This window comes from Zobellella taiwanensis, from assembly GCF_003012795.1.
Classification (GTDB): Bacteria; Pseudomonadota; Gammaproteobacteria; order Enterobacterales; family Aeromonadaceae; genus Oceanimonas; species Oceanimonas taiwanensis.
The window spans coordinates 23,765-39,941 of sequence record NZ_PXYH01000015.1 but is presented as its reverse complement, the minus strand read 5'-3'; the positions used below and the strand labels follow the sequence as shown (position 1 = coordinate 39,941).

Annotated in this window: 13 protein-coding genes; 5 read left to right on the top strand and 8 right to left on the bottom strand. The window is 65.2% G+C overall.

All coding sequences use genetic code 11. The annotated features are described in order from the left end of the window. Positions 1 to 17: 17 nt before the first annotated feature. A complete protein-coding gene (gene ydiJ / locus C7I36_RS11475) occupies positions 18 to 3,074 on the bottom strand; it encodes a D-2-hydroxyglutarate dehydrogenase YdiJ (RefSeq protein ID WP_106453848.1) in 3,057 nt (1,018 codons plus the stop codon). Between the two features lie 141 nt (positions 3,075 to 3,215). Then, the gene (locus tag C7I36_RS11470) at positions 3,216 to 4,010 is read right to left on the bottom strand and encodes a helix-turn-helix transcriptional regulator (protein WP_106453847.1); all 795 of its coding nucleotides are present in this window, start codon (positions 4,008 to 4,010) and stop codon (positions 3,216 to 3,218) included. Positions 4,011 to 4,122: 112 nt separating this feature from the next. On the opposite strand from C7I36_RS11470, the gene tyrS reads away from it, so the two are divergent. After that, complete coding sequence (tyrS, locus tag C7I36_RS11465; RefSeq protein ID WP_106453846.1) at positions 4,123 to 5,403, top strand: tyrosine--tRNA ligase; 1,281 nt, start codon at positions 4,123 to 4,125, stop codon at positions 5,401 to 5,403. On the opposite strand, the gene rluF is transcribed toward tyrS, so the two are convergent. The 3 genes from rluF to C7I36_RS11450 all read right to left on the bottom strand — a co-directional run bounded on the left by rluF (position 5,400) and on the right by C7I36_RS11450 (position 8,623). Beyond that, a complete protein-coding gene (rluF, locus tag C7I36_RS11460) occupies positions 5,400 to 6,284 on the bottom strand; it encodes a 23S rRNA pseudouridine(2604) synthase RluF (protein ID WP_106453845.1) in 885 nt (294 codons plus the stop codon). The two genes, tyrS and rluF, sit on opposite strands and share 4 nt — an antisense overlap. 90 nt (positions 6,285 to 6,374) lie before the next feature. Further along, entirely contained in the window at positions 6,375 to 6,836 is a 462-nt protein-coding gene (locus C7I36_RS11455) for a methyltransferase family protein (RefSeq protein ID WP_106453844.1), read from the bottom strand. Further along, positions 6,836 to 8,623, bottom strand: coding sequence for a SulP family inorganic anion transporter (locus C7I36_RS11450; RefSeq protein ID WP_106453843.1), 1,788 nt, complete (start codon positions 8,621 to 8,623; stop codon positions 6,836 to 6,838). Before C7I36_RS11450 ends, C7I36_RS11455 begins: the two co-directional genes overlap by 1 nt. Positions 8,624 to 8,812: 189 nt before the next feature. On the opposite strand from C7I36_RS11450, the gene C7I36_RS11445 reads away from it, so the two are divergent. The 4 genes from C7I36_RS11445 (at position 8,813) to C7I36_RS11430 (ending at position 13,572) form a co-directional block, all read left to right on the top strand. Further along, on the top strand, positions 8,813 to 9,424 hold the full coding sequence (locus C7I36_RS11445; protein WP_181256357.1) for a biliverdin-producing heme oxygenase: 612 nt from the start codon (positions 8,813 to 8,815) through the stop codon (positions 9,422 to 9,424). Beyond that, entirely contained in the window at positions 9,421 to 11,466 is a 2,046-nt protein-coding gene (locus C7I36_RS11440; RefSeq protein WP_106453841.1) for a sensor domain-containing diguanylate cyclase, read from the top strand. The genes C7I36_RS11445 and C7I36_RS11440 overlap by 4 nt, the downstream gene beginning before the upstream one ends. Positions 11,467 to 11,613: 147 nt before the next feature. Further along, positions 11,614 to 12,612, top strand: a complete 999-nt coding sequence (locus C7I36_RS11435) for a response regulator (RefSeq protein ID WP_106453840.1) — start codon at positions 11,614 to 11,616, stop codon at positions 12,610 to 12,612. Between the two features lie 3 nt (positions 12,613 to 12,615). Further along, the gene (locus C7I36_RS11430) at positions 12,616 to 13,572 is read left to right on the top strand and encodes a sensor domain-containing diguanylate cyclase (protein WP_106453839.1); all 957 of its coding nucleotides are present in this window, start codon (positions 12,616 to 12,618) and stop codon (positions 13,570 to 13,572) included. Between the two features lie 49 nt (positions 13,573 to 13,621). Here the strand turns inward: C7I36_RS11430 and C7I36_RS11425 are convergent, their stop codons facing one another. The 3 genes from C7I36_RS11425 to fabV form a co-directional block, all read right to left on the bottom strand. Further along, the gene (locus C7I36_RS11425; protein WP_106453838.1) at positions 13,622 to 14,098 is read right to left on the bottom strand and encodes an anti-virulence regulator CigR family protein; all 477 of its coding nucleotides are present in this window, start codon (positions 14,096 to 14,098) and stop codon (positions 13,622 to 13,624) included. A gap of 95 nt (positions 14,099 to 14,193) precedes the next feature. Next, entirely contained in the window at positions 14,194 to 14,535 is a 342-nt protein-coding gene (locus C7I36_RS11420; protein ID WP_106453837.1) for a 5-carboxymethyl-2-hydroxymuconate Delta-isomerase, read from the bottom strand. Positions 14,536 to 14,595: 60 nt separating this feature from the next. Beyond that, on the bottom strand, positions 14,596 to 15,795 hold the full coding sequence (gene fabV / locus C7I36_RS11415; protein ID WP_106453836.1) for an enoyl-ACP reductase FabV: 1,200 nt from the start codon (positions 15,793 to 15,795) through the stop codon (positions 14,596 to 14,598). Positions 15,796 to 16,177: the final 382 nt, after the last annotated feature.

Here is a 16,177-nt window from a genome sequence, read left to right as displayed (position 1 = left end):
TGCTTCTCCTCGTTGCGTTACGCCAACAAGCTTAGCAGAGCCTGCACCGGATGTCGGATGCCCTCGCCCTCGATGCGCTTGACCTGACTGCGGCAGGAAAAGCCGGTGGCCAGGCAGCGTTGCCGGGGCAGCTTGCTCATGGGCTCGGCCCAGCTCATGGCAAACAGGGTACGGGAGCCCTCGGCGTGCTCCCGCTCGTGACCATAGGTGCCGGCCATGCCGCAGCAGCCCACGGGCACGGCGTTAAGCGTTGCTCCCAGGTGACTGAAAATGCGGCTCCAGTCCTGGTGGGTGGTGGGTTTGGCGGTTTTTTCGGTGCAGTGGGCAAACAGGTGCCAGGGCTCACCCGTCACTTCCCGGGCCGGTATTTGCTCCAGCACGGTCAGCAGCCACTCCTGGGGCAGCAGCACCTCAAAATCGCCCCGGGACGGGCCCAGCACCTTGGCATATTCATCCCGGTAACAGAGCACCAAAGACGGATCCACGCCCACCATGGGAATATTGAGCCGGGCCAGCCGGTTGAGGAACTGGGCACTGTCGGCGGCCATGCCGGCAAAGCGGCGCAAAAAGCCCTTCACGTGAGCCGGCTTGCCATTGGGCTTGAACGGCAGCACCACCGGATTAAAGCCCAGCGCCGTGGCCAGCCGCACCAGATCGTGCACCACGCCGGCGTCGTAGAAGGAGGTAAAGGGATCCTGCACCACCAGCAGGGTATTGGCCCGTTCTTCGTCGCCCAGCGCTTGCAACTGCTCCAGGTCGAATTGCGCCGCCGGGCCCTTGCCCAGGCGTTTTTTCAGGCTGGGCTGGCTAAGGGCCGGCATGTCCACCATGCCCAGCAGTGAGGAGGTACCGCCCTGCAGCCACTTGTGGTTCATGATGGGGTTGAACAGGCCCGGGGCTTTTGCCATCCAAGGAGTATAGGTTTCCACCCAGGACACCAGATAATCCCTTGGCGGACGCTGGTAGCGCTGGTAGTAGAGCTGCAGAAAACGGGCCCGGAAGGTGGGCACGTCCACCTTGATCGGGCACTGGCTGGAGCAGGCCTTGCACGCCAGACAGCCGTCCATCGCCTCTTTCACTTCATGGGAGAAGTCGTATTCGCCCCGGCGCTTGTCGAGGGTGTGCTTGATACGCAGCACCATGTTCTTGACACTGGTGCCCCGGCTCATGGCGGCCGCCTCGCCGGCCATGGGATCAAAGCCCTGGGCCGAGAGCTGACGCAGCCACTCCCGCACCAGGCCGGCCCGGCCCTTGGGGGAGTGACGGCGGTCGGCGGAGAGCTTCATGGACGGACACATGGGTGAGCGCACATCGAAGTCAAAGCACAGGCCGTTGCCGTTGCAGTCCATGGCCTGGGTAAAGCCGTCGCGCACATGCACCGGAATTTGCCGGTCGAAATAGCCGCGCTTGGTGGCGTCCACCGACACCAGCTGCTCCAGGCTGTCCAGCGGGGTGCAGATCTTGCCCGGGTTCAGCCGGTTAAAGGGGTCAAAGGCCGACTTGATGCGGCGCAGCTCGGTAAACAGCACCTCGCCAAAGAAGGTGGGGCTGTATTCGGAACGAAAGCCCTTGCCGTGCTCGCCCCACATCAGGCCGCCGTATTTGGCGGTGAGCGCATTGACCTGGTCGGAAATACGCCGCAGCATGACTTCCTGCTCGGGATCGACCATGTCCAGGGCCGGCCGCACATGCAGCACGCCGGCATCCACGTGGCCGAACATGCCGTATTGCAGGCCGTGATCGTCCAGCAGCTGGCGGAATTCCATGATGTAATCGGCCAGGTGCTCCGGGGGCACGGCGGTGTCTTCCACAAAGGCCACCGGCTTTTTGCGACCCTGGGTATTACCCAACAGGCCCACCGCCTTTTTGCGCATGCCGTAGATGCGGTTAATGGACGAAAGATCGTCGCACACCTGATAGCCGATCACCCCGGCCTCGCCTCGTTCAATCAGGCCGTCGAGCCGCCGGCACAGCGCCTCGACTTTTTCCCGCTGGGCGGTCTCGTCCTGGTCGGCGTATTCCACCATGTTGAGGCCGTCCATCACTTTGCCGGGCACGTCCTGAATAAGATCGCTCACCGAGTGCCAAACGATGTCTTGCCGGGCCAGGTTGAGCACCCTGGAGTCCACGGTTTCCACCGACAGCGCCTTGGCTTCCACCATCAGCGGCGCGTTGCGCAGGGCCGATTCAAAGCTGTCGTACTTGACGTTGACCAGGGTGCGGTACTTGGGAATGGGAGTGAGATCCAGCCAGGCTTCGGTAATGAAGGCAAGCGACCCTTCCGAGCCGCACAGAATGCGGGTCAGATCCAGGGTATGGGTAGGCTTGTCGTAAACGTGTTTCAGATCGTAGCCGGTGAGAAAGCGGTTCAGTTTGGGAAAGCGTCGCTCAATTTCCCCGGCGTTGCCGGTGACGCTGTGATACACACAGCGATACAGCTCTCCTTCCCGGCTGTCTTCCTCCAGCTTCTGGTTCAGCGCCTCGCCGGAGACCGGGCCGGTTTCAATCAGGGTGCCGTCCACCAGCACGGCGGTCACGCCGAGCACGTGATCCGAGGTTTTGCCGTAAACCAGCGAGCCCTGGCCGGAGGCATCGGTATTGATCATGCCGCCCACTGTGGCCCGGTTGCTGGTAGACAAGTCCGGCGAGAAGAACAGATCGTGGGGCGCCACCAGCTGGTTGAGCCGGTCCTTGACCATGCCGGTCTGAATGCGCACCCGGCGGCCGTCGGCGTCCAGGGTCAGCAGCTGAGTCATGTGCCGGGACAGGTCCACCACTATGTTGTCGTTGAGAGACTGACCATTGGTGCCGGTGCCGCCGCCCCGGGGCGAAAAGCGAATGTCCTTGTAGGCGTCTTTCGCGGCCAGGCCCAGCATCACCACCAGATCCTGGGATGAACGGGGAAATACCACCGCCTGAGGCAGGCACTGATACACGCTGTTGTCGGTGGCCACCGCCAGCCGGCTGGCATAGCTGCGCTCGATGTCGCCGCGAAAACCGCTGTCGGCCAGCGCCTCAAGAAATGAATAATAGGTGGGGGTTGTCTGCTGTTGCAGCGCTAACCTTGGGATCATGACCTGCGTCCCCTTTGTCCTTGTCGATATCGCCCGAAGTGGCGGCCAGTATACACCCGGCGGGGGGCCTTGAGCGAGTGGACAGGGCGTTAGCCTGGCCGTCCCCGGCAGGACCAGGTGCAACCTGTGGGCAGGCCCGGTTCAGGGGATCCCTGCCGCGGTGATCAGATGGCTGAGAAAACGCGCGAACAGGGCGGAACGGGAGTCGACGCCAAGCTTGGCATAGAGATGCTTGCGATGATTTTTGACCGTGCCCTCACCTATGCCCAGGCTGGCGGCAATGGCCTCGTTGTCCATGCCCTGCACCAGCAGGGCGGCTACCTGAGCTTCGCGCCGGGTCAGCCGGCCTCGTCCAAAGCTGGCCAGCGCCGCCTGCACCCGCTGCTCCATGTCGAGGCCACCGGGCGGCGCCAGCGCCAGCGGAGCCGTACCGGCAGGCCAGTGCCGCCGGCACAGGGCCTCCAGCAACGGCAGGCGGCGGCGCAGGCCCGCCTGCTCCACCAGACCGAAGGGCCGGGGTTGCAGCCGGCCCATAAACATCATCAGCCATTGGCCATGGCTGAGCCGGATCACCAGCCCCAGCTCCTCCCGCCAGCCGGTATCCCGGTAAAAATCCGCCAGATAACGGGGGCTCATGCCCTGCTCAGCCGCCAGGCCGCGCAGGGAATAGACTCCCGGCTCCAGACCGGCGCTCAGCGCCCGGCAGAAGGGATCCTCGGTGTAAAGGCCATTGAGGTAACGCTGAAACAGCAGCTCCCGTCGCCGACTCAGGTTGTCATAGAGGTAAACGGCGGGTCCGCCCTGGCGATAGCCCACCATCAGCAGGCAGTCGCAGTCGATCAGGGATTGCAGCAATCCCGCCAGGGCTCGGGGAAAAGTGGCGCTGCCCAGGGCCTCGATCGCCCGGGTCAGCAGGGTTTCATCCAGGGGGTTCATGGCGTGGGTGTCAAGGAAGTGGAAGCCGCCATTATCGCAAACCGTCCCGAAAAGGACATACCGACACCGCCCCGTACCGGCCAGCATAGGGCTTTTGCCAACGGAGCCAAGCATGACATCTTCCCTGCTCGATCAACTGCACCGGCGCGGCCTTGTCGCCCAACAGTCCGACGCCGCCCTGGGAGCCCATCTCGACGCCGGACCCCGTACCCTGTACTGCGGTTTCGATCCCACCGCCGGCAGCCTGCATATCGGCCACCTGGTGCCCCTGCTGATGTTGCGCCGTTTCCGCCAGGCCGGTCACCGGGTGGTGGCCCTGATCGGCGGCGCCACCGGCATGATAGGCGATCCCAGCTTCAAGGCCACGGAGCGCAGCCTGAACGATGCCCAAACGGTGCAGGGCTGGGTAAACGGGCTGGGCGGACAAATCGTCCGGCTGCTGGACGCGGACGGCGATGACGGGGTCCGGTTGGTCAACAACCGCGACTGGGTGGCCGGCATGGACGTGCTCGGCTTTCTGCGGGATATCGGCAAGCATTTTTCGGTCAATGCCATGATGGCCCGGGAGTCGGTCCGCCAGCGGCTGGCCCGGCCCGAGCAGGGGCTGTCGTTCACCGAGTTTTCCTACTCCCTGCTGCAGGCCTACGATTTCGCCGTGCTCAACCGGGAGCAGGGCTGTACCCTGCAGCTCGGCGGCAACGATCAGTGGGGCAACATCACCGGCGGCATCGATCTGGTACGCCGGCTCAACCGGCAACGGGTGTTCGGCCTGACCCTGCCGCTCATCACCAAGGCAGACGGCACCAAGTTCGGCAAGACCGAAAGCGGCACCGTCTGGCTGGATCCGGCCAGGACCTCGCCCTACGCCTTCTACCAGTTCTGGCTCAACACCGCCGACGCGGATATCCACCGCCTGCTGCGTTACTACAGCTTTCTCCCGCTGGCGGAAATCACCGCCCTGGAAGCGGAGGACCGGCAAGGTGGCAAGCCCAGGGCCCAGGGTGTGCTGGCCCGGGAGCTGACCCGGCTGGTGCACGGCGAGGCAGCGCTGCGCGGCGTGGAACGGATAAGCTCGGCACTGTTCTCGGGACAGCTTGGCCGGCTGGGCCCGGCCGAGTTCTCCCAACTGGAGCTGGACGGTATCCCCATGACGCAGGTGGACTCGGCGGACTCGCTGGTGGCGCTGTTGGTCGCCGCCGGGCTGGCCGGCTCCAGGCGCCAGGCCAGGGAGCTGATCGTCCAGGGGGCGATCAGCCTAAATGGTCGGCGCGCCGAAGGCGACAGCCTGGCCGGCGTTGCACCCCTGCACCAGCGCTACCTGGTATTGTGCCGGGGCAAAAAGCATTTCCACCTGGTCACCACAGCTCCTGCGGGCACACCACAGCCCGGCTAGCGGCCACGCCGGCCGGCGTTCCCCGCCCTGCCGCCCTTGCCGGCGGCGGGGCGCTCCCGGCCCAAGCTGGCCGGACGCCGCCCCGGAGCCGCCTTGCCCGGCCCCGTTTTCGGCCCCCGGCGGGCCGCTTTGGGAGTATCCAGGCGGGAGGCTTCCTCGGTTTTGCTCGAGCCCTGCAGCAGGCGGTTGATCTCGCCCAGCTCCCGGGGAGTGACTTCCCGCCACTGGCCGTTTCCGAGCCCGTCCAGGGAAATGTTCATGATCCTTACCCGCTTCAGGCTGGTCACTTCAAATCCCAGGTAGTGGGCCATGCGCCGGATCTGTCGGTTCAGCCCCTGGGTAAGAATGATGTTGAAGCTGCGCGGACCGATTTTCCTGACCTTGCAGGGCTTGGTCACGGTGTCGAGAATGGGCACCCCAGCGGCCATTTTGGCCACGAAATCATCGGTCACGGGCTTGTCCACCGAAACGATGTATTCCTTTTCGTGAGCGTTGCCGGCACGCAATATCTTGTTGACGATATCGCCGTCATTGGTCAGCAGGATCAGGCCGCAGGAAGGCTTGTCGAGCCGGCCAATGGGAAAGATGCGGGCAGGATAGCTGACCGCATCGACAATATTGCCGGGAATGGCCTGGTCAGTGGTGCAGGTAATGCCGACGGGCTTGTTGTACACCAGATAGACCGGCCTGGGCCTGGCGCGCAGGGGCTTGCCGTTGATGGTGACCCTGTCGTTTGCCGTTACCTTGACGCCCATGCCCGCCGCCTGGCCGTTCACCGCCACGGCGCCCTGCTCGATCAGCCGATCGGCCTCCCGGCGTGAGCAAATGCCGGTTTCACTGATGAATTTGTTCAGGCGAGTGCCGCCGTGATCTGCTGTCATGGGCCTGTTTTCCTCCCGCGGGCGGGCTCGCCGCTAAAAAACGGCCAGTGTAAGGATCCAAGCGCGCGCCCGCAAGCACCTCTTGGCGGACTAGAGCCAGCGCCGGACCCGTGCCCGGTAGGCCTGATAGGCCGCCCCGAAACGCCCGGCCAGCGCCGCTTCCTCCGCCGCTATCTGCACCCGGTTCATATACACGACAAAACCGGCCAGCCAGGCGAACGCCGGCCAGTACCCCAGCCAGGCCCCCCACGCCAGCAGCAACAGCAGATCGCCGAGGTAAATGGGATTGCGTGAACAGCCGAACACGCCCTCGGTCACCAGCCGGCTGGCCTGTTGCGGATCAAACGGCAGCACAGTGGTGCCGGCCCGCCGCAGCGCGTGCACCGCCAGGCCCATCAACAGCAGGCCTGCCGCCAGCGGCGGCAGCGCCAGCCAGGGCGTCCAGGGCGAGGAGGACGGCTCCGCCAGCCACCGGGTCAGCCACATCAGGCCGCCCGTCAGCGCCATGACGGCGGGAGGCGGCAACCACAGCAGGCGCAACCCGGGCAGCATCAGGATTCCACCCACTGCGGCGCCGGTGCCAGCCGTTCCCGGTCCGGCTCCGCCGTGCCGGTATCCTCCCCGGAGGCCTGGGGCACGGCCGGATCGGGCCTGTCCTGGTAGCACCGGGTCATGCGCAGGGCCTGGTACAAATCCGGATACACCAGTATGCCCTCCTCGCCAACCCGGATCCCCGCCTGCTGCAGCCAGTGGCTGACCTGGCCACGCCGCCCGGCCATCACCATGTGGATACCGCGCCGCCTCAGCTCCTTGTGCAGTTCGCCCACCATGCTCATCACGCTGATATCCTGGTGGGTAAAGCAGGAAACAGCGTCGATAATCAGGCAGTTGGGCTGGGCCTGTTCGCCGTTGATCAGCATCAGCACCCGCCGCTTGAAATAGGAGGCGTTGAAATAGGTCAGCGGCGAGTTGAAGCGGTAAATCAGCACGCCGGTCACCGCCTTGACTTCCTCGTTGTGGCCCAGGGTATGCACCACGCCTTCTTCGTTCATGCCCATCAACTGGTCTGTGGGGCGCATGACATTGCGCAAAAACTGGAACAGGCCGAGCAGCACCGCCAGGGTGATGCCGGGAATGACCCCCATAAACAGCACACTGACAAAGGTGATCCAGGCCAGCCAGAAGGCGGCGCTGTCCGACTGGCGCAGCGCCCACTGGCCACGCAGGTCGATCAGCGACCATGACGCCATCACCAGCACAATGCCGAGCGCCGCCGTGGGGATGTATTGCAGCGGCGACGTCAGCAAGAAGGTGACCAGGGCAATCACGGTGGCCGCCACTATGGACACCAGCTGGCTTTTTCCGCCGTTGGCATCGTTGACCGCAGTGCGCGAGTCGGCGCCGCTGATGGCAAATCCCTGGGAAAAAGCCGAGGCCAGATTGGCCATGCCGAGGGCACGAAACTCCTTGTCGGCATCGATATCATAGCCATTCTTGGCGGCAAAGCTGCGGGCGGTGAGCATCATGGACACAAAGCTCACCATGGCCAGGTTTAGGGCCGGCAGCACCAGCTCGCGCATCAACCCGGGGGGAAACTCCGGCAACTGGAACTCGGGGATGCCGCCGCTGATGGCGCCTACCACGGCGATACCGCTGCGCTCGGGTCCCACCCCCCACAACAGGGCGGCCGCCAGCGCCAACGCCAGCAGGCTGCTCGGCCACTGGGGACGCAGCCGCCGGCAGGCCAGCATCAGTGCCAGGGTCAGCAGGCTGACGCCCAGGGTCGGCCAGTGCAGCAACGACAGGTAGTTGGGGGTGGCGGCAATGCGCTCGATAAGTTCGGACTCGTCAAAAGTAAAGCCGAAAATGCTCGACAGCTGGCCAACCATGATGGTGATGGCCACGCCGTTCAACAGCCCGAGCAAGATGGGCCGGGACAAAAAGTCGGCCAGCACCCCCAGCTTGAAGCGGCTGGCGACCAGGCACCAGATGCCGGTCATGGCGGTCATGGTCATCACCAGTTGCCAGTGGCGGGTGGCGTCGCCCGCCGCCAGCGGCGTGACCACGGCGGCGATCACCGCGCAGGTGGCGGCGTCCGGTCCCACAATCAGCTGGCGGGAGGTACCGAACAGGGCATAGATCAGCATGGGCAGGATACAGGAATACAGGCCGACCACGGCGCCCACGCCGGCCAGCTCCGCATAGGCGATGGCCACCGGCAGGGCCACTGCCGCCACCGACAACCCCGCCCTCAGGTCCGCCAGCAACCAGGCTCGCTGGTAACCGAGCAGGGCCACCAGACCCGGCATCCAGCGGGCCATGGAAAAGAAATCGCGCATCTTGGGTCCTATATCCTCTGCAAGGCCCTGTCCCGCGCCTGCGGCCAGCCTGGCCAAGGGTGCGGAGGGACAAATTAAAAAGCAAGTAGTATCAAAAGGTTAATGGTTAATCAAAATTGAATAATGGTATCGACCGGAGTATGGTCTTACTCTGTGCCCCATGGCAAAGCCCGCTTATCCGAGGTCTGCTTGAATCCAAAACCAGCCCCGCCTTCCCTGCTGACGCAGCTGCGCCAGGCCACCCGTGATGGCCACCGCCAGCTGGAGCGTCATCCCTGGCTCGCCGCCCTGCTGGAGCGGGACCTGAGCCGGGAGCACTATGGCCGGCTGGTGGCCGCCTTCGCCGGCTTTTACCAGCCGCTGGAGCAGGCCCTGGCGCCCGCCCTCGCTCTGCTGCCCGCCGGCGGCTATGCTTTTATGCCGCGCACGCCCCTGCTGCTGCAGGATCTGCAGGACCTGGGCGCCGGTGAGCCCCTGCCCTGCCGCCAGCTGCCCCCCCAGCCGACCGGCTGGGAGGCGCTGCTGGGCACCCTCTATGTGCTGGAAGGGGCCAGCCAGGGTGGCCGGGTCATCGCCCCCCGCCTGGCCAGGCTCGGGCTGGACGGCGATCACGGCGGCCGTTTTTTTCACCTGTGCCGACGCCGGCCCCGGGACTGGCCGGCCTTTTGCGAGCTGCTGCAACACCAGGAGCTCGGGGCCAGGCCAGGTCCGGTGCTGTCCCAGGCCTGTGAGGTGTTCGACGGACTGTACCGGCATCTGCTCGATCTTGCCCCCCTTTCCCACCACCAGGAGCCGCGATGAGCCAGGCCCCAGAACCGACACCGCTGGAAGCGGCGCTCGCCCACTGCGAAAGCGAGCCCATCCATATTCCCGGCAGTATACAGCCGTTCGGCATCATGCTGGTACTGAACGCCGAACTGACCCGGGTGGAGCAGCTCAGCGCCAATGCCCCCGCTCATTTCGGCCTGAGCCCGGAGCAGTGCCTGCGGGCCAGCCCCGGCCAGCTGTTGCCCGAGGCCCTGTACGAACTGGCCCGGGCGCTGCTTGAACAGGACTCGGCCCAGTATCAGTCGGCCCGGCATCATATCCTGGCCTACCGCAGCGATCCCTTCGTGGTGCTCGAAATCGAGCCCAGGGACGATGTCCGGCGCCCCGATGGCGCCACCGGCCTGGAGCTGGCCTTCGGCCGCCTGCTGCAGCAGCACGACAGTACAGCCGTCACCCGGGTGTTGGCACAGGAAGTCCGCCGGCTGACCGGTTTCGACCGGGTCATGGTCTATCGCTTCGATCCCGACTGGCACGGCCAGGTCGTGGCCGAGGCCAGAATGGACGAACTGCCGCCCCTGCTGGGACATCATTTCCCCGCCAGCGACTTGCCCGCCCAGGTCAGGGCCATGTACCTGAAAAATCCCCTGCGCCTGATCCACGATATTCGCCAGCAACCGGTCGCCCTGCTGGGCGCCAGGCCGGGGCTGCCGGCGGTCGACATGAGCCGGGGCATACTGAGGGCGGTATCCCCCCTCCATGTGCAATACCTGCAAAACATGGGGGTGGCCGGCTCCTGCTCCGTCGCCCTGGTACACCAGGGCAGCCTCTGGGGCCTGGTGGCCTGCCACCACGGCAGCGCCCTGACCCTGGCTCCGGCCAGGCGCGAGGCGCTGCTGCAACTGGTGCAGTTCGCCGGCCAGCGATTGTTCCTGGTCAATGCCCAGCAACAACTGGCCTACCAGCAGCGCCTGTACCAGCTGCGCGAACAGCTGGCGCACCATGTACAGCGGCAGCACAGCCGGCCCGGCGAGGTGTTCCGCCACTGTGCCGACGACTGGCTGGCGCTGCTGCAAAGCGCCGGCTGCGCCTACCTGAGCGGGGAGCGGCGGCTGTGCGCAGGTACAGTGCCCGGGGAGGCGTCCCTGCGCCGCCTTGCCGGCTGGCTGGAACAACAGTTCACCCCAGCCCTGCCCGGACGCAGCAGCTGGTTTTCGGATCAGCTCGAACGCGATCTGCCCTTTTCGCTCGACAGCCGGCACGCCTTCGCCGGCCTGCTGGCCCTGCCGCTGACGGTGGACCAGGGCCAGTCAACGGACTGGCTGTTGTTTTTCCGCCTCGAACAGGAAGAAATCATCAACTGGGCCGGCGCCCCCGAAAAGGATCTGACCCGCACCGAACAGGGGTATCGCCTGAACCCGCGCGCGTCCTTCGCACGCTGGCAGCAGCAGGTCAGGGGCCACAGTCCGGTGTGGCAGGCGCAGCAGTTGCACGCGGCCCGGGATCTGGCCCAGGACCTGGCCATACTGGCAGGTTCGGCGCGCATGGCCAGGCTCAACCGCCAACTGACCGAGGCCAACCAGCATCTCCGGCACATGGCCCAGTACGATGCCCTGACCGGCATCTGGAACCGCTACCGGCTGGAGCAAAGCCTGACCCAGGAGCAATTCAACGCCGAACGCTACCGGCGGGCCTTCAGCGTGATGCTGCTGGACGTGGATCATTTCAAACAGCTCAATGACAACCACGGCCACAACGCCGGCGATCATGCCCTGCGCCTGCTCAGCCAGACCATACGCCGGCACCTGCGTCGGGGCGATCAGTTCGGCCGCTGGGGCGGCGAGGAGTTTTTGCTGATCACCCCGGAAACTCCCGCCGAGCAGGCGCTGGTGCTGGCCGAACGGCTGCGCCAGGTGATTGCCGAACTCAGGGATCCCGAGCTGCCGCCCTTTACCGTCAGCATCGGCGTGGCCCAGTTCCAGCCCGGCCAGGACAGCACCCAACTGATCGATGCCGCCGACCGGGCCCTGTACCGGGCCAAGGAACTGGGCCGCAACCGCTGCGAACTCGCCCCCTGACCCTTGCAGCACGAGAGCCGGATGTGGCATTTTGCCAGCCGGCTCCCTTGCCGGTGCTTTCATCCCTGCCCGCCCTGTGGTTAAATCGTCCGCTGATGACACGGCCCCGGACAGGGCCTTTCCAACCAAGGACGAACCCGCAACGGCATGAGCACCCGTATCCTGATTTGCGACGATTCGGCACTGGCACGCAAGCAAATGGCCCGGGCCCTGCCCGGGGACTGGCCGGTGGATCTGCGTTTTGCCGAGCACGGCCAGGACGCCCTCGAGCAGCTACGACAGGCGCCGGCCGACCTGCTGTTGCTCGATCTCAACATGCCGGTGCTGGATGGTTTTGCGGTACTGGAAGCCATCCGCCGCCAGGATCTGCCGGTGCTGACCCTGGTGGTGTCGGGCGATATCCAGCCCGAAGCCCGCCGGCGGGTCAAGGCGCTGGGAGCCATGGACTTTATGGCCAAGCCCGTCGATCGGGATGCCCTGGCCCGGCTGTTGCAGCTCTACGGCCTCTACCAGCCCGGCGCCGCCCCCCTGCCCGTCCCCGCCCCGATTGCCGCCGGCGGCCCGCTGCCGCTGCACGACTTCCTGCAGGAAATCGCCAACGTGGCCATGGGCAGGGCCTCGGATCTGCTGGCCCGCCTGCTCGATACCTTTGTGCATCAGCCCATCCCCCGGGTGGCACGCATTGCCCGCTCCGAGCTCAGCATGGCGATCAGTGCCGCCGACGGCGACTGTTTCTCCGCCGTCTGCCAGGGCTTTGTGGGCGCCGGTTTGTCCGGCGAGGCACTGCTGCTGTTTTCCGACTCGGGGATGGAGGAAATGGCCCGTCTGCTGCACTACGAGGACACCCCCTCGGCCCCGGAGGTGGAAGTGCTGATGGACATGTCGAGCATACTGTTCGGCGCCTTCCTCAAGGGCTTGGGCGATCAGCTCGATCTGCAACTGGGTCTGGGCCACCCCGGCGTGCTCGGCCGGCACAGGCCCATCGCCACCCTGCTGGAGCACCACAGCCGGCAGAGCGAACAGCTCCTGTGCATCGAGATCCCCTATGTACTGGAGCACCACCAGATCCACTGCAACCTGCTGGTGCTGCTCACCGAGGCCTCGGTCCACCGGCTGGAGCAGCGCCTGGCCTACCTGACGGAGTAAGCCATGACCCTGAGCACCAAGGATGCCCACAGTTTTCACTGGCTGATCGACATGCTGGAGTCGGTCGACATCGGCCTGGTGGTGCTGGACCTGGATTTTCAGGTCGAGCTGTGGAACGGCTTTATGGAAAACCACAGTGGCCTCACCGCGACCGCCGTGCGCGGAAAGAACCTGTTCAACCTCTTTCCAACACTGCCCCGGGCCTGGCTGAAACGCAAGGTCGATACCGTGGTCACCCTCAACACCCGGGCCTTTACCAGCTGGGAGCAACGCCCCTGGCTGTTTCCCTTTCGCAACAGCCGCCCGGTGACCGGCACCCACGACCACATGTTCCAGAACCTGACCCTGAGTCCGCTGGCGGATCCCGACGGCGCCATCCGCCGGGTCTGCCTTATGGTCTACGACGTGACCGATATTGCCACCAGCAAGCTGGCGCTGGAGCAGGCCAACGAACAGCTGGCCCGACTCAGCGTGACCGACCGGCTCACCGGCCTGTTCAATCGCGGCGCCTGGGAAAACCTGCTGCATGCCGAGTTCGCCCGTTACCGCCGCTACGGCCAGCCCTGCTGCCTGGTGTTGTTCGACATCGATCATTTCAAGCGCATCAACGACGCCCACGGCCATCCGGCGGGCGACGAGGTGATCCGCCATGTGGCCGCCACCACCCGTGCCGGCCTGCGTGATACGGATCTGGCCGGACGCTACGGCGGTGAGGAATTCGGCCTGATCCTGCCCGAGACCGATGCGGACGGCGCCCTGGCCATCTGCGAGCGCCTGCGCCGGACCATGGCCGAGGCCGAAGTGCTCACCCAGGGGCTGGTGCTGCGCTATACCGTCAGCCTGGGCCTGGCGCCCTTGGACGAACAGCCCAAAGATCACCAGGAATGGCTGGCGCTGGCCGACAAGGCGCTATACCAGGCCAAGCACCAGGGACGCAATCGGGTATGCCGCTGGCCCTGACGGGGCCGGGCCGACGAGTTGCCGGCGGTACGGACCGCCGGCAGTGGTCTCAGTTGAGGATATCTTCGAGGATGTAACGCACGTTCTGGGTGGCCAGTTCCACCAGCACCGCCTTGTTGTCGACCCGCCGCCACTCGTAGCCTTCGTAGTAGGGCAGCCGATCACGCAGGCGCGGATCAAAGTTTTTGGCAATGCCCGGCGGCAGCGGCTTACCCCGGCGCAGGTTTTTGGCAATACCCGGCGGCAGACCGGCGCGATCTACCCCAATCCACTCCCTGTGCTCGCGGAACAGGCTGCGCAGCAGCCGTTCGTCGATGTCCGGCTCGCGCCGGTAGCTACGGTCGTTATCGTGCCGGCGCTCCCTGTCCCAGTCCCGATCCCGGTGCTCATCCTGACGCCATTGTGCGTCCTTTTGCTGGCCGGGCGCCTGCCCCGGGCCCCGGCCTTCGGGAGGCTGGGCCAGTGCCGGCGCCGTGCCGAGCAGGCCGCCGAGCATGAGGGCGGCCAATGTGATTCGAGTTTTCATGGAACCTCCTGCGGGTGGACTTCCCTTTCACTCTACTCCCTGTGGCCGGGACCCGCCACGCCGCCAAGGCGGCCCTGGGACCCCTTTTGTCGGATTCAGTCCAGGCGCTTGGCGTAGCACTCCCGTTCCATGTCGACCACGTCCACGGTAAGGGAGATATCCTTGAGGCCGAGCCCGGCCAGGGCGTCCAGCACCCGGGCCGACAACGCCCGTTTCTGCTCCGGCGTGCGCCCCGACAGTATCTTCAGGGTGGCGTGCACAAAATCCCGGCTGGGGCCGCCGCTGTGGTGGTAGTCGTAGCCGATGGCCCGGCTCTTGATATCCGCCTCGCCGAACAGGCCGCTGTCGCGGGCACCTTCGTGGACGGCCATCACCAGGGCCGAGGGGCTGAGCTGGCGGCCCAGGGTGGTGGAGTATTCGATGACGCAGTGGGGCATAAGCTTGCTCCTTTAAACAAGAAAGCCCCGTCGCCGGGGCTTTTGCGGGGAAAAACCGGTTTACACCAGTTCGATCACGTCGAAATTCACTTCCGGGTTGACGTCGGCGTCGTAGTCGACACCGGCCAGGCCGAAGCCGAACAGGCGCAGGAACTCGTCCTTGTAGCCCCGGTAATCGGTCAGTTCATAGATGGTGTCGTCGGTGATCTGCTGCCAGATTTCGCGGCAGGCGTTCTGCACCTCGTCGCGCAGCTCCCAGTCGTCCAGACGCAGGCGGTTCTGCTCGTCCACCGGGGCGGGCTGGCCGCTGTAGAGACGATCATGGAACAGCCGCTGGATCTGCTCGATGCAGCCCTCGTGGATGCCCTGCTCCTTCATCACCTTGAACGCCATGGAGATGTACAGCGGCATCACCGGGATGGCGGCGGAGGCCTGGGTCACCACCGACTTGAGCACCGCCACATGGGCGTTGCCGCCACGGGCCTTCAGTTTGGCGTCGATGGCATGGGCGGCGCGGTCCAGGTCTTCCTTGGCCTTGCCCAGGGTGCCGTGCCAGTAGATGGGCCAGGTCAGATCGGTGCCGATGTAGGAATAGGCCACCGACTTGGCGCCCTCGGCCAGCACGCCGGCGGCGTCCAGGGCATTCATCCACAGTTCCCAGTCCTGGCCGCCCATCACCTGGATGGTATCGGCAATTTCCTGCTCGTTGGCCGGCTCGACCACGGCTTCCACCAGCACGTCCTTGTTGGTGTCGAGGGCCACCGACTGGTAGGGCTCGCCGATGGGCTTGAGCGCGGAGCGCACCACTTCGCCGCTGTCGGGCAGCTTGCGCACCGGCGAGGCCAGGGAGTAGACCACCAGATCGATCTGGCCCAGGTCCTGTTTGATCAGCTCAATCACTTTGTCGCGGCATTCGTTGGAGAAGGCATCGCCGTTGATGCTCTTGGCGTACAGGCCCTCTTCCTTGGCGGCCTTGTCGAAGGCGGCGGCGTTGTACCAGCCGGCGGTGCCGGTCTTCTTCTCGGTGCCCGGCTTTTCGAAGAAAACGCCGATGGTGGCGGCGCCGCTGCCGAAGGCGGCGTTGATGCGGGAAGCCAGGCCGTAACCGGTGGACGCGCCGATCACCAGCACCTTCTTCGGCCCCTGCTCCAGTTTGCCCTTGCCTTTGACGTAGGCGATCTGCTCACGTACATTCGCCTCACAGCCGACCGGGTGGGTGGTGGTGCAGATAAAGCCACGGACCTTGGGTTTGATGATCATAGAAATGGTTGCCTCGGTTATTACAAACGATAGGGGCTAAAGATACCCTATTCCGGGACAAATGTGAGGCCCGAATTATCGGCCTGCTACTTGTCTCACGATGCATCTGCTGACAGACAGGCCGTGCCAAGCGTCGGTCAAAGCGCAACTGCTTCTCCGGCACGCCGTAAACCCCTCCCTGGGGGCTCCGTCGCGCCATCCTTGGCGCGAAGGGCGCGGCGAAGCAGACACCCTTTGCCCTCCTTATGGAGCTCTCGGCCGCCTGTTGGTATTCAACAGGCAACGCCGCTGCTTGACGAAGCAACAGCAGGGATTGCCGTAGCCGACCGTCACATGCCATGGATGGCATGTGCCGAGCGCTACATGGATGTACTCGCAGCGT

What these genes read in the sequence shown, in the direction of transcription:
- tyrS (WP_106453846.1), top strand. Translation starts at nt 4,123, where the DNA reads ATGACATCTTCCCTGCTCGATCAACTGCACCGGCGCGGCCTTGTCGCC.
- C7I36_RS11435 (WP_106453840.1), top strand. Translation starts at nt 11,614, where the DNA reads ATGAGCACCCGTATCCTGATTTGCGACGATTCGGCACTGGCACGCAAG.
- C7I36_RS11470 (WP_106453847.1), bottom strand. Translation starts at nt 4,010, where the DNA reads ATGAACCCCCTGGATGAAACCCTGCTGACCCGGGCGATCGAGGCCCTG.
- C7I36_RS11440 (WP_106453841.1), top strand. Translation starts at nt 9,421, where the DNA reads ATGAGCCAGGCCCCAGAACCGACACCGCTGGAAGCGGCGCTCGCCCAC.
- fabV (WP_106453836.1), bottom strand. Translation starts at nt 15,795, where the DNA reads ATGATCATCAAACCCAAGGTCCGTGGCTTTATCTGCACCACCACCCAC.
- C7I36_RS11425 (WP_106453838.1), bottom strand. Translation starts at nt 14,098, where the DNA reads ATGAAAACTCGAATCACATTGGCCGCCCTCATGCTCGGCGGCCTGCTC.
- ydiJ (WP_106453848.1), bottom strand. Translation starts at nt 3,074, where the DNA reads ATGATCCCAAGGTTAGCGCTGCAACAGCAGACAACCCCCACCTATTAT.
- C7I36_RS11420 (WP_106453837.1), bottom strand. Translation starts at nt 14,535, where the DNA reads ATGCCCCACTGCGTCATCGAATACTCCACCACCCTGGGCCGCCAGCTC.
- C7I36_RS11450 (WP_106453843.1), bottom strand. Translation starts at nt 8,623, where the DNA reads ATGCGCGATTTCTTTTCCATGGCCCGCTGGATGCCGGGTCTGGTGGCC.
- rluF (WP_106453845.1), bottom strand. Translation starts at nt 6,284, where the DNA reads ATGACAGCAGATCACGGCGGCACTCGCCTGAACAAATTCATCAGTGAA.
- C7I36_RS11455 (WP_106453844.1), bottom strand. Translation starts at nt 6,836, where the DNA reads ATGCTGCCCGGGTTGCGCCTGCTGTGGTTGCCGCCTCCCGCCGTCATG.
- C7I36_RS11430 (WP_106453839.1), top strand. Translation starts at nt 12,616, where the DNA reads ATGACCCTGAGCACCAAGGATGCCCACAGTTTTCACTGGCTGATCGAC.